The 13090-nt window shown below is 56.2% G+C and carries 13 protein-coding genes; 12 read left to right on the forward strand and 1 reads right to left on the reverse strand.

Annotated features, from left to right (window positions below):
- Positions 1–16 precede the first annotated feature (16 nt).
- Positions 17–859, forward strand: coding sequence for an oxidoreductase (locus M0D64_RS27905; protein ID WP_266260095.1), 843 nt, complete (start codon positions 17–19; stop codon positions 857–859).
- A gap of 15 nt (positions 860–874) precedes the next feature.
- Here M0D64_RS27905 and M0D64_RS27910 read toward each other — a convergent pair whose 3' ends face one another.
- A complete protein-coding gene (locus M0D64_RS27910; RefSeq protein WP_266260096.1) occupies positions 875–1816 on the reverse strand; it encodes a LysR family transcriptional regulator in 942 nt (313 codons plus the stop codon).
- 106 nt (positions 1817–1922) lie between these two features.
- Between M0D64_RS27910 and M0D64_RS27915 the strand changes: the two genes are divergently transcribed.
- From M0D64_RS27915 to M0D64_RS27965, 11 genes are all read left to right on the forward strand, one after another.
- On the forward strand, positions 1923–3434 hold the full coding sequence (locus M0D64_RS27915; RefSeq protein ID WP_266260157.1) for a CoA-acylating methylmalonate-semialdehyde dehydrogenase: 1512 nt from the start codon (positions 1923–1925) through the stop codon (positions 3432–3434).
- A gap of 254 nt (positions 3435–3688) precedes the next feature.
- Complete coding sequence (locus M0D64_RS27920; protein WP_266260097.1) at positions 3689–4606, forward strand: LysR family transcriptional regulator; 918 nt, start codon at positions 3689–3691, stop codon at positions 4604–4606.
- Between the two features lie 187 nt (positions 4607–4793).
- Positions 4794–5786 carry a nitronate monooxygenase family protein gene (locus M0D64_RS27925; protein ID WP_266260098.1) on the forward strand — a complete coding sequence of 331 codons (993 nt, stop codon included), beginning with the start codon at positions 4794–4796 and terminating at the stop codon, positions 5784–5786.
- A 71-nt stretch (positions 5787–5857) separates the two neighbouring features.
- Complete coding sequence (locus tag M0D64_RS27930; RefSeq protein WP_266260158.1) at positions 5858–6400, forward strand: MOSC domain-containing protein; 543 nt, start codon at positions 5858–5860, stop codon at positions 6398–6400.
- Positions 6401–6784: 384 nt separating this feature from the next.
- On the forward strand, positions 6785–8194 hold the full coding sequence (locus tag M0D64_RS27935; protein WP_266260099.1) for an MmgE/PrpD family protein: 1410 nt from the start codon (positions 6785–6787) through the stop codon (positions 8192–8194).
- 26 nt (positions 8195–8220) lie between these two features.
- On the forward strand, positions 8221–8451 hold the full coding sequence (locus M0D64_RS27940; protein ID WP_266260100.1) for a tautomerase family protein: 231 nt from the start codon (positions 8221–8223) through the stop codon (positions 8449–8451).
- An 18-nt stretch (positions 8452–8469) separates the two neighbouring features.
- Positions 8470–8673 carry a tautomerase family protein gene (locus M0D64_RS27945; protein ID WP_093645835.1) on the forward strand — a complete coding sequence of 68 codons (204 nt, stop codon included), beginning with the start codon at positions 8470–8472 and terminating at the stop codon, positions 8671–8673.
- Between the two features lie 188 nt (positions 8674–8861).
- Positions 8862–9158 (forward strand): DUF485 domain-containing protein, encoded by a 297-nt coding sequence (locus M0D64_RS27950; protein ID WP_266260101.1) that lies wholly within the window; start codon positions 8862–8864, stop codon positions 9156–9158.
- Between the two features lie 71 nt (positions 9159–9229).
- Positions 9230–10822, forward strand: coding sequence for a cation/acetate symporter ActP (gene actP / locus M0D64_RS27955; RefSeq protein ID WP_266260102.1), 1593 nt, complete (start codon positions 9230–9232; stop codon positions 10820–10822).
- Between the two features lie 320 nt (positions 10823–11142).
- Positions 11143–12030, forward strand: a complete 888-nt coding sequence (locus M0D64_RS27960; RefSeq protein ID WP_266260103.1) for a LysR family transcriptional regulator — start codon at positions 11143–11145, stop codon at positions 12028–12030.
- A gap of 511 nt (positions 12031–12541) precedes the next feature.
- Positions 12542–13066: a YceI family protein gene (locus M0D64_RS27965; protein ID WP_266260159.1), complete on the forward strand. Its 525-nt coding sequence runs from the start codon at positions 12542–12544 to the stop codon at positions 13064–13066.
- Positions 13067–13090: the final 24 nt, after the last annotated feature.

Genomic DNA, 13090 nt, shown 5'->3' on the forward strand with positions numbered 1-13090 from the left:
AAGCGAGGTTTCGATCGTGAGCAAAACCGCCCAGCGGATTTTTCTGATTACCGGCGCAAGTTCCGGTTTTGGCCGTGCTTTGGCGAAAGCAGCCTTGGCCGCCGGCAACATTGTGATTGGTACGGTAAGGAACGATCCCTCGAAAGTTGAGTTTGAGGGATTGCATGCGCATCACGCCCACGGCGTGCTCCTCGATGTGTCTGATTTCGATTCCATCGATGCCACGATCGATGAAGTCGCCCAGCGCGTCGGTGCGATCGACGTTCTCGTGAATAGTGCGGGATACGGTCATGAAGGAATCCTCGAGGAATCACCGCTCGAGGAACTGCGTCGACAGTTTGATGTGAACGTGTTCGGCGCAGTGGCCATGATCAAGGCCGTGCTTCCGTCAATGCGCAAACGACGCACGGGTCACATCATCAATATCACGTCGATGGCTGGGCACGTTACATTTCCCGGTATTTCATACTACTGCGGCAGCAAGTTCGCACTTGAAGGGATATCGGAAGCCCTGGAGCAGGAAGTGCGCAGTTTCGGCATCAAGGTGACGGCCGTTGCGCCGGGAGCGTTTCGAACAGATTGGGCGGGCAGATCGATGGTGCGCACGGAGCACAGCATCGACGACTACGATACGGTGTTTGCGCCGATCCGCCGTGCCCGTCTGGCGAAAGATGGGAAGCAGCCGGGGGACCCGGCGAAAGCGGCGAAGGTCCTGCTGGACCTGATTGACGAGGATGACCCGCCGGTCCACCTCGTGCTGGGGGATGACGCGTTAAAAGTGGTCCGGGACAAAATATCCGCATTGAGCCGCGAAATTGACGCCTGGGAATCCGTTTCGAAATCTACCGGGTTCTCGTGAAAACGCGGCGGGACATTATGAAGGAAATCCTGCGGCAAAAGTTTCCCGCAGATAGGTGACAAATAGTTCGACAGCGCGTGGTACGTGCGGGGTGTATGGCCGGACCACATAGAGTTGCTCGGCAAAGGTGCCTACTGGTCGCCAATCGGGCAGGAGAACAACAAATTTTCCCGATTGAATCGCCGCCTGTGCCGTGAAATCGGGTAGTAGCGCGATGCCCAGATCGTCAAGAGCGGCGTCCCTCAATGCTTCGCTATTGTTAGCGGAAAGAGGGCCGTTTACCGTGATCATCAGAGGAGTGGAGTGCGTGCGTCGCGCTGTTCTGCGTTCGAACGACCAGACTCCAGACCCTAACGCACGAGGGTAAAACAGGCAATCGTGAGCGGAAAGATCCGCGGGTGATTCAGGCAGGCCTCGACGCTTCAGGTAAGCGGCTGTCGCGACGATCACGGATTGCGTCTCGCACAGCTTCCACGCGACATGAGTCTCTGGAACCTGGGCGCTGTGTCTGATGGCGAGATCGAAGCCTTCGGTGGTGATCGAACTCAGACGGTCGGACGCTTCAAGTTGTACGCGTACTTCGGGATTTGCCCGTAGAAACGCAGACATTCTCGGTACCAACTGCTGCCGCGTGAACGCCACCGGCGCCGTTACCCGGATCAACCCGCGCGCAACGCCCGCCATCTCCCGTACCGTCGCAAAGCTTGTTGCAATGCGCTCGTACTCCAGACGCGTGTTGTCGACAAGCCGCTGCCCGGCTTCGGTGAGTCGTACGCTGCGGGTGGTACGTTGCACGAGTGCGACGCCCGCGGCTCGCTCCAGTTCTGCGATGCGCTGGCTCATTGCAGCTTTGCTCACACCAAGACGAGCGGCCGCTGCGGTGTAGGTGCCTTGTTCGGCAAGCACAGTCAGCCAGTGCAAATGCGTCCAAAGGCTTTCAACCTTTTGCGTGTCCATGTGCTTTTTGTTCACCATTGAAAACAATCATTTCAATCTTAGCGTCTTTGCATGGGCAATGGAGACTCCTAAACTTCATTCACCACCCATCAACCAAGGAATCGAGATGCAAGCGTTCAATGACACAGCCGACGTTACCCACTTTATTCATGGCGAGCGAGTACGTGGATCAGGCGTACGTACCCAGGCGATTTTCAACCCTGCCACGGGCGAACGGCCACGCAAACTTGTGCTAGGCGAGGTCGCAGATGTTGACGCCGCCGTGGCAAGCGCCAAGGCTGCATTTCCGAAGTGGAGCAACACGCCGCCGATTCGCCGGGCCCGCGTCATGCTGCGGTTTCTTGAGTTGATGAACAGGCATCGCGACGAGCTGGCCGCAATCATCACAGCCGAACACGGCAAGGTCTTCTCCGATGCTCAAGGCGAGGTCGCGCGCGGTATCGATGTCATCGAATTCGCCTGCGGCATTCCGCAACTGCTTAAGGGGGACTACACGGAGCAGGTTTCAACCGGCATGGACAACTGGACCGTGCGTCAGGCACTGGGCGTTGTCGCAGGCATCACACCGTTCAACTTTCCGTGCATGGTGCCTTGCTGGATGTTTCCTGTTGCGATTGCGGCGGGCAACGCATTCATCCTGAAGCCGAGTGAGCGAGACCCGTCGGCGTCGTTGTTCATGGCAAGGCTGATGAAGGAGGCTGGCCTGCCCGATGGCATTTTCAACGTGGTTCAGGGCGACAAAGTCGCTGTCGATGCATTGCTGGCACACCCCGATGTGAAGGCGGTGAGCTTTGTTGGATCGACGCCGATCGCCAATTACATCTACGAAACGGGCGCAAGGAACGGCAAGCGCGTGCAGGCGCTCGGCGGGGCCAAGAACCATATGGTAGTTATGCCCGATGCCGATATCGATCAAGCTGTCGATGCGCTGGTTGGCGCTGGGTATGGTTCCGCTGGCGAGCGTTGCATGGCCATTTCGGTTGCTGTTCTCGTTGGCGATGTTGCTGACAAGATCATTCCGAAGCTTGCTGAGCGGGCGCGCAGTCTCATTGTGAAGAACGGCATGGAGCCCGACGCGGAAATGGGGCCGATCGTTACGCAACAGGCGCTCGAACGCATCGAAGGGTACATCGCGATCGGTATCGACGAAGGCGCAAAGCTGGTCGTTGACGGTCGCGGCCTGAAGGTGGACGGCTTCGAGGGCGGTTTCTTCACGGGCGGCACGCTGTTCGACAACGTTACGCCAGAGATGCAGATCTATAAGGAAGAAATCTTTGGACCCGTGCTTGCCTGCGTCCGTGTGAAGGATTTCTCGGAGGCGGTTGATCTGATCAATGCTCATGAGTTTGGCAATGGTGTGGCGTGCTACACGCGGGACGGTCACATCGCTCGCGAATTCGGTCGGCGCATCGAAGTTGGGATGGTGGGAATCAACGTGCCTATTCCGGTTCCGATGGCCTGGCACGGTTTCGGTGGCTGGAAGCGCAGCCTGTTCGGCGACACGCATGCATACGGCGAAGAAGGTGTTCGCTTCTATACAAAGCAGAAGTCGATCATGCAACGCTGGCCGGAAAGCACGGAAAAGGGCGCTGAATTTGCAATGCCCACAGCGAAGTAGGTTAGCTGGGTCTGCAGATCATCGGGCGTCGCACGCAGCACGGTGCGGCGTCTGATTTTTATCTGTGAGGAGCTGTGGTCGGGCGATGAGTCAGACGCCCAATCCACAATCGGAACCTTGAATTTGGCACCTTGATGTAGATTCGCGCCACGGTGGAAAGAGAGTTTTGCCCGTCCACCGGTTGACGGCATGTCCAGCCGACCTGAACACTCGTATTGGTTGTATTCCAGAGCGAGAATCAGATTGGGGGCGAAATGAATTTCTCATCGTTAGAAATATTCTGTGCCGTCGCCACCGAGCAAAGCGTGACCCGGGCGGCTCGTCATCTGGCCCGTGTTCAGTCCAATGTAACGATGCGCGTGCAACAGCTTGAAGAGGAGTTACAGGTCCAGCTTTTTTCCAGAAGTGGAAAGCGGATGAGCTTGACGCCGAGTGGCCGAACAATGCTGGGCTATGCGCAACGGCTCCTGTACCTCGCAGAAGAAGCGAGACTTGCGATGAATCCGGAGCAGCAGCCCGGACGACTGAGCATTGGCGCGATGGAGAGTACCGCGGCAGCGCGCCTTCCGGCCCTGCTCTCGAAGTACCACAGCCGGTGGCCGCAGGTCGAACTGGAGATTTCGATCGGTACGTCGCGTTCACTCGTCGATGGTGTAGAGAGAGGCGATTTCGACTGCGTTTTTGTTGCGGATAGTAGTTTTCTGGGCACGCGTGATCCGCGGCCAAAGTTCGCCGCGCGCGGGCTACGCGCAACACGGGCATACCGGGAGGATCTGCTGCTTGTGCTGCCACCCAACCATCCAACGGTAACCCGGCCTGCGGATCTCAGGATCAAAACGCTGGCCGCTTTTTCCGATGGTTGTGCCTATCGGAACGTACTCGAGCAATGGTTGGGTATCACCAGTCTGGAGACGGGCAGTGACTGGAAGGTCACGGAGCTTGTTTCCTATCACGCCATTCTGGCCAGCGTCGCAGCGGGTTCGTGTTTCGCACTTTGCCCGAGATCGATTCTGGATTTGCAGCGTGTTCCGATGGATATTTGCGCGCAGAAATTCGCCACGATCGATACGTATCTAGTTGCGCAATCGAACTATGAGAGCAGCGCCTACAAGGAACTGCTTCAATTTCTTCAGACCGCGATGTACTCCGAGCCCGGAGGCATCAACAATTGACAGGCACGCGCGGCGAGCTTGTCTCGCCGCCAATGGCAGACATTCGTGCCCATTCACTGCACCCTATCTGTCGAGGAGATTGCTGGTATCAAAACAAATCGTTTCTGGTGTTGCGATCTGAGTAGCAGTATTACACCTGTGGTGGCAGGCGAGACGGATTCGTTGACGAAAAATCGAGGAGACGACAGTGTTTGAGCGATACGAGCAACTTAAATCGGTACTGGGTGTGGATCATCCGATACTGCTTGCGCCGATGGACCTGGTGGCCGGCGGCAGGCTTGCCGCAGCGGTTACTGACGCAGGCGGATTCGGAATAATAGGTGGTGGGTACGGCGACGAGGCGTGGCTGCGGCAGCAGTTTGCCGCGGCGCGTGGGGCGCGAATCGGGGTGGGGTTCATTACTTGGAGTCTATCCAGACAGCCACATCTTATCGATGTCTGCATTGAACATTCACCCGCTGCAATCATGTTCTCGTTCGGTGATGCAAGCAAACACATCGAGCGAACGAAGAAGGCAGGAATTCTCGCGATCTGCCAAGTTCAGACGGCTGCGATGGCACGTGAGGCGGTTAGCCAGGGCGCGGATATCATCGTCGCTCAAGGTGCGGAAGGCGGTGGACATGGCGTTGCCTGCGGCACGATCTCACTTGTTCCAGCGGTTGTGGACGCAGTGGGTGAGATGGTGCCGGTGGTTGCAGCCGGCGGCATCGCCGACGGCAGGGGTTTTGCAGCATCTCTTGCGCTTGGCGCCTCGGGCATCGTGCTGGGAACCCGCATGTATGCAAGCGAGGAGGCGATTGGGCACGACGATGCCAAACGGCGGATTGTCGACTGCACGGGCGGTGAGCAAACCATCCGTGGGATTCTGTTTGACATAGCGCGCGATAACGTTTGGCCGGCACCGTATACGGGCCGGGTGCTGCGAAACGAGTTCTCCGAAAAATGGGTTGGGCGTGAACGCGAACTGTTTCAGCAAATACATGAGGAACGGACGAGGTATTCAAGTGCTCGTGAGAATCACGACTACGACACCGCCGCTGTTATCGCAGGCGAATCTGCTGCCTTGATCCACGATGTGCTGCCGGCCAGATTGATAGTTGGAAACATCGTCAGGGAAATGGACGCGATACTTGGCTACTCGCTTTACGCAAAAAATCGGACGGTGACGTCATCAACGTAATCGCCGCCCGGCTGCTCGCGGTTAGCGTGGGTTCGAGTGCCCGATTGGATGCGGGGAGCACCTCGCAAGGGATGGTAGTTAACTCCGGAATACGCAAAATCCCTGTCAGCTCGCTTCACAAGCAGGCTTGCATCGAGGTTCGCAGGCTAGGCCTGGTCGGCGATGAGCAGGTGGACCTTAGTGTGCACGGAGGCCTTGAGAAGGCTGTGTATATGTATCCGGTCGAACATTACGAGTGGTGGCGGGAGCGCCGGCTGGAAGCAGGCGTTGCGGGTGCCGACGATCCGCTGCCGTTTGCCGCGGTGGGAGAGAACTTGACGACATGCGGGCTGCTCGAAACCCAGCTCTGGGTTGGGGACCGAATATTGATGGGTGACGTCGAATTTCGCGTCGAGTCACCCCGGAATCCCTGCTACAAGTTTAACGCCGTGATGGGATATGCACGCGCTGCCAAACATATGATGATGAGCGGTTACTCCGGTGTGTATTTAAGCGTATCGAAAACCGGATTTATTTCAGCAGGTTCGCCGATTCAAGTGATTCCCGGTCGTCGTCAGGAGTCGATAAGCGCAGTGCTGGACCTGCGACGCAGCCGTGCGCGGCGCGAACCATAAGGCGGACGTTGCGGCCGCGTCTGAAGCCATCAGAGTAGTGGCTGATTGTGATTGAGACCGAACCCGATCTTTCGATTCCGGCGACGAAATAGTCCGGGAAACTATTTGCCGTTGAGAAACAGCGCAAACCAGAGGGCGCGAGCGGGCGCTCCTGAGCGGCTCCGCTGGCGCAACGGACGCATTGACGAGGATTGTGGAGTGACGGGGTTATCTCCGGAATAGATAGCCGTATGTAATACCTTCGCTTGATATCCGGTTCAATCGGTGCGAGTTTGTATTACTGGATTGAGAACCGCCATGTCACTTCGGAACTCGACATCGGTGGGAAAGAACATTGGGTTGCCATTCGAGGCGATCCGGATTTTTCGGAGGGACAGACTTCAAATGCGTACACCTACCACTGCTCAGCGTATCGGCCGTTTTACATACGAAGCGCGCGCGGAGCATCTTACGCCTGGCACAAGGGCAGTCTTCAAGCGGAATATTCTCGACAGCCTGGGTTGCGCCATAGCAGCGCTGCCAGGTAAGCCGTTCAAAGCGCTTCGAGACCAGTTCGACGAGTACCGTGGCTCGGGGACGTGTTCAATGATTGGCGGCGGCAAGACTTCGCCCGATCAAGCCGCGTTGTACAACACCGGTTTGGTCAGGTATGTCGACCTATTGGATAGCTACATGTCTCCCGGCGGACTCTGTCATCCGAGCGATAACTTCGGGACCATTCTGGCCGCTGCTGAACATGTGTCCGCAAGTGGCGAGGAGTTCATGCTGGCATTGGCAACGTCCTACGAGATTGGCTGTCGCATTACGGCGATCGTTCCTGTTATGGCCAAGGGCTTCAATCACGCAATTCAGCTGGCAATGTCCGCCGCGGCGGGGTCGGGAAAGTTGTTCGGTCTCGATGCCGATCAGATCGCAAACGCGATTGCAATCGCGACGATCGACAACATTTCGCTTTCATGTGTGCATTCCGAACCGGTTTCGCAGTGGAAGGGCTTCTCTCCCGGTATCACGGGTATGAGAGCCGTCTATTCAGCGTCTCTCGCCAAGCGTGGTTTTACAGGTCCTCTCCGCCTTTTTGAGGGGCCCAATGGTCTGGTGCGAATGTTTGATCAACCGCTCGAAGTCGATTGGGAAGACCAGCGACTCGAGGTCGTTCATCAGACGGTCATGAAGAAATATTGCTCGCTCATTCACGGCCAGCCCGTTCTCGAGGCTACGTTCGCGTTAAAGCGCAAACATGGTTTGAAGAGCGGTGACGTGGATGAAGTCCAATGTGACATCTTTCAGACCGGATTTGAAATTGCCGGCGGCGGCAGCTTCGGCCCAAAGGATAGCCCTCAGACTAAAGAACAGGCGGACTACAACCTCAAGTACCTGATTGCGGCAGCGTTGCTCGACGATCAGGTTGGCCCGGCTCAGCTCGAACCCGAGCGTGTACAGGCTGCCGATGCGCAGGCATTGCTCAAAAGGGTGACTGTGAAGCCTGATGCCGAATTCTCGGCGCAATACCCACGAGAGCTAAACACACGCGTGACGATCAAATGCAAGGATGGTCGCGTGTTGGCCGAGGAGCATGTGGGCTTCGAAGGCGGATTGGACAACCCGTTCACATGGGAACGCACCGTCGAGAAATTCAACTGGTTGAGCGAACAATACGCGGACCAGTCGCTTCGAAACCAGATCATCGATCTGGTCTCAACGCTGGAGCAACACTCAATTGAAGAATTGATGAACCTTATGGTGAAGGTCAGTCCTGAACCACGATTCCCGGTGATGCATCCGGGGATTCAATAGTCCATAAAGATTTTTAGGAGATATATATGGCACTCATTTCTTGTGACATGCGTTTTGGCCGGACCGACGAACAGAAGCGGCTGCTTGCCGCAGGATTACTCCGGGTGGTCAGCGCCGCGACGGGTGAGACGAAGAACGACATTTTTCTTGTGATTCGCGAAGGACGTGGAATCAATTTCGTCGAGCATGGCGAGCACCTTCCCGAGTATGTCGAAGGTGCTGCGAACGACAAAGAACTAATTGGCCGTCTTAAATAGAACTTCCGGAGAGTCATCATGCCTTTCATCGAATGCCATATCAAGACCGGTCTCACGCATCAACGGCGTGAACAACTCATCAGGGACATCATCCAGGTCACGCACGACTCGATCGGGTCGGATCCGAAGATCATTAACGTGATCTTGCATGAACACCCGGCTGAAAATATCAGTATTTCCAGTCGGATCAATGGGGAGGACTTCAAGAAATCTGCGGGGTAGCTACGCGCAACTGTGTGTTGAGGGCTTCTTCTGCGTTCCGCCGGTGTGGCGCCCGGCGGCCAGCGTTTCATATCCACGCGACATTGATGGAACACATGACGAAACCTTAGGTTTGTCTATGTCAGGTTCGATGGGAAGCAGGTTATTCAACCTAAATAATACGTAGTACAAAAAAATATGGAGGAGATATGAGCGGAACAACGATGGAGGTCGACGGTGTCGGCACCGGACGTGAAAGGGTAGGGCTGGCAATATTCCTGACGCTCGTCGAAGTGTTGATGTTTTTTGGATTCATTACGCTTGCCGCCGTGTCGCCGGCAACGCTCGCTTCGCCGGTGGTAGATGGGTCAAGGATTACGGTTGCGTTTCTGTACGGAATAGTAATTCTGATCGCTGGCGTGCTGCTTATCGGGCTGTATGTACTGGTCGAAAACGCCGCAGACTCGCGAGATTTCGTATCGATTCAGCCGAAAGTTATCCGCTGATTACCTGGTGACCTGCTATGACTATGCTTCGGTGTGGCGTTTTGCCCGCGCTGTCAGTTTCCGCGTGCGTTGTGAGTACTGAATCCTTTGCCGCTGGAAGCGGCGTGGGTAGCGGGAACGGTGTGGCAATAGTGTTCTTTCTTGCCTTCGTTCTAGCGACACTGGCTATTACCTACTGGGCCGCGAAGCGAACCAAGTCGACTGACGATTTCTACGCGGCAGGCGGCGAGATAACCGCATTTCAGAATGGTCTTGCAATCGCGGGCGACTTCATGTCAGCCGGCGCGTTCCTTGGCCTGACAGCTTTGGTGTTCAGTAGCGGATTTGATGGTCTGGTCTATGCGGTTGGGTATTCGACAGGGATGCCGATTGTTGTTTTTCTGGTGGCAACAAGACTGCGAAAACTCGGTAAATATACGGTCGCAGACGCGGTTTCCGTGCGTCTTGGCGAGAAACCGATTCGTATCTTCTCGGCCTGCGCGTCGCTATGCATTGTTTCGCTATATCTGATCGCGCAGATGGTGGGGGCGGGGCAGTTGATCAAGCTACTGTTTGGCATTGACTACGTATACGCCGAAATTCTTGTGGGCACGCTCATGATGTTTTATGTGGCCTTCGGAGGCATGGTCGCCACAACTTGGGTGCAGCTTGTCAAGGCAGCGCTCCTGCTGACTGGCACAGTTGTGATGAGCTTTCTGGTTTTGCGACATTTCGACTTCAGCTTCTCCGAATTGTTGCGGCGCGCGGTGGAGATTCATCCAAAGGGCAATGCGATCCTTAGCCCTCAGTTTCTGGCCAGAGATCCTGTATCGGGATTCTCGTTGGGTCTCGCGGTGATGTTCGGTACCTCAGGCCTGCCGCATATTCTCATGCGCTTCTTCACGGTTCCTGACGCACGGGCTGCACGGGGTTCAGTATTTTGGGCGAGCGTCTTTATGAACATATTCTTTGCACTCGTGTTTGTCATCGGATTCGGATCTATCGCTCTGGTCGCCTCTAATCCGGACTTCCTGGATGCTGCAGGCAAGCCGCTGGGCGGGATAAACATGGTTGCCGTCCATCTTGCGAAGGCGGTAGGGGGAGACGCGTTGCTGGGGTTTATATCGGCAGTTGCATTTGCCACCATCCTTGCGGTTGTGTCGGGATTGACGCTCGCCGGTTCTTCGGCGGTTTCGCATGACCTTTACGCCTGTGTGTTCTGCAAAGGTACGGCAAGTCAGGCGAATGAAGTGCGCGTATCGAGGATATCGACTTTGGTACTTGGCGTGATCGCGGTGGTTTTGGGCATTGCATTCAGGACACAGAATGTGGCTTATATGCTTGGGCTCACGTTCTCGGTCGCCTGTAGCTCGACTTTTCCAGTGTTGCTACTTGCCCTTTACTGGAAACGATTGACCACGTTTGGAGCCGTTGCGGGAGGAACTGTCGGCCTGGTCTCCGCCGTATTGCTGACCATCGCGGGCCCAGCGGTCTGGGTGCATGTTATGGGGAATGCGAAGCCACTTTTCTCGATCGATCCGCCGACCATAGTGACTATGCCGCTCGCCTTTGTGACGTGCTGGCTGGTGTCTGTGCTGGACCGCAGCAAACAGGCAGATACGGATCGGGCGCGGAGTGCGGCTCCCCAAGAGCGTCGGGTATTCGCAAGGCCGGTTGGCCACTAGATTCAGGAACGGCGGCACGCGCAAGTGTGGTCGCCGCCAGGTGGTTGAGCCTGCGAGCCGGTCAACGCGGTGTTCCAGCGCGGGCAGAGCGGCATTGCGTCTGTTCGGTTCGAAGGCGGGTCCTCGAGATCCGCCTTCGCCGTTTACGCTGCGTCTTTGCGCCAGGTGCGAAACGTCTGATCTTTGATTGTCTCGAACCTCTCCGGTGCTCGCGAAGATATCCAATGGGAATTGTATCCGTTGGATGTTTAATTTCGCTTTGATGTAGGATGGAAGAGAAGCTTTACCAAGGTTGTGAACATTTCATACAGGTGTGAAGCATGGACGTTGCCGACCTCAAAGTCTTCGAAGCCGTAGCTCGTCATGGCAGTATGAACCGGGCAGCTACCGAGCTAAATACCGTTCAATCGAACGTGACAGCGCGCATTCGAGCGCTGGAGCGGGAGGTCGGCGTCGTTCTCTTTCAGCGTCATGTGCGTGGCGTGAGCTTGACCCCTGCGGGGCAGCGCTTGCTCCCGTATGCCGCGCGTATCGCGAAGCTCATTACGGATGCCAGGATAGCTGCGCTGGATGACGGCGCACCGGGCGGCGCTCTGACACTTGGAACGCTCGAGACGACGGCGGCGCTTAGGCTTTCCCCGATATTGAGTAATTTTGCTCGAATGTATCCGCAAGTTCGGCTGTCCCTGACGACCGGCACGAGTTGCGGTCTCACTGCCGATGTCGCGGAATGCCGGCTTGATGGGGCATTCATAGCTGGTCCGCTGGACCATCCGGACCTTCACACAGAGACAGTCTTTCATGAGGAGCTGGTTCTGGTCACGCCGCGCACCATGCGCTCGCTGGAAGTGATCAGATCGGTACCGGACCTTAAAACAATTGTCTTCCGTTTGGGTTGCTCCTACCGTCAGCGGCTCGACACATTGCTTACCGAAATGGGGGTGTTCACGGCTGCGCCCCTCGAGTTTGGTTCAATGGATGCGATCATTGCGTGCGTGGCTGCTGGGATTGGTATCACGCTCTTGCCGCGAGGCGTGGTTTCGGCGGCAGCGGAACAGGACCTCGTCAGTATCCACACGATATCGCCGGAAAAGGCGCACGTCGAAACGCTGTTTATCCGGCGGCATGATGCTTATGTCTCGAGTGCAATGCAGGCTTTCGTTGACGTGGCACGATCCCAGCTCGGGCCGATGATGGCCGCTGCATAGACGCGAGGCCCACAAGCAGTTCGCGATTCAGTCTGCCTGATTGAAGGCATGATGTGTCGATTTATGCCGAATTCCAGCCGATGGTTTTAATCTGGAGTTGACCTACCCGCAGACAGCGCAGCGCGTCCATTCCGACGTGAATAACGCTTCGCCTTCTGTTGTCTTTGACGCTCTCTTTCCTGTTGATTTTTCTTCGGCAGCTAACTCACTGTTAGCGACGATGGTGCTTTTCTGACCAGCGCCGGTGCCTGTTCGTCTCAGTGATTTGCCAGGCGACACTGTTGCGCAGACGGCAACAGAATACGTAACCTGTTCACTTGTCCTCGGCAAGTTACCTGGATACGATAACTGCGTGAACGTCGCCGATATGCTTGCCACGCCACGAACAAATTCGTTAGCGATCCTGACACAATTCAAACCGTTGCCGAACACATATGCCACACTCAAGGAGTCTGATTTGAACAAGCACCTGATCGCAGTCGGCGTTCTTGCCGTGATCGCCGGCTCAGCCATGGCGACCCCGACAACTTACAACCTTGACCCGAGGCACACCTATCCGAGCTTCGAAGCCGACCATTTTGGTGGTATTTCGGTGTGGCGGGGTAAGTTCACGAAAAGCAGCGGCGTCGTGACGCTTGATGTCGTGGCGAAGACTGGCACGGTCGACGTCTCGATTGACACCGCGTCGATCGACACCGGCAATGTGCCACTCGATACGCGCGTGAAGTCAGTTGATTTCCTCGACGCCAGCAAATACCCGAGCGCGACATTCAAGGGCAGTGCGCTCCGCTTTGACGGCGACACGCCGGTCGAAGTCTCAGGTGACTTTACGTTTCATGGAGTAACCAAGCCGCTGACGTTGAAGATTGATTCGTTCAAGTGCTTCATGAACCCGTTGACCAAGAAAGAAGTGTGCGGTGCAGAAGCCAGCGCGCAATTCGACCGCGCTGACTACGGCGTGGCTTGGGGCACCAATTACGGTTTCAAGACGCTGACCCGTTTGCAGATTCAGGTTGAAGGCGTGAAGGCGGATTAGTCTGTAGGCGGCATCGACAACTAC

Source organism: Paraburkholderia sp. WS6, from assembly GCF_030464835.1.
Classification (GTDB): domain Bacteria; phylum Pseudomonadota; class Gammaproteobacteria; order Burkholderiales; family Burkholderiaceae; genus Paraburkholderia; species Paraburkholderia madseniana.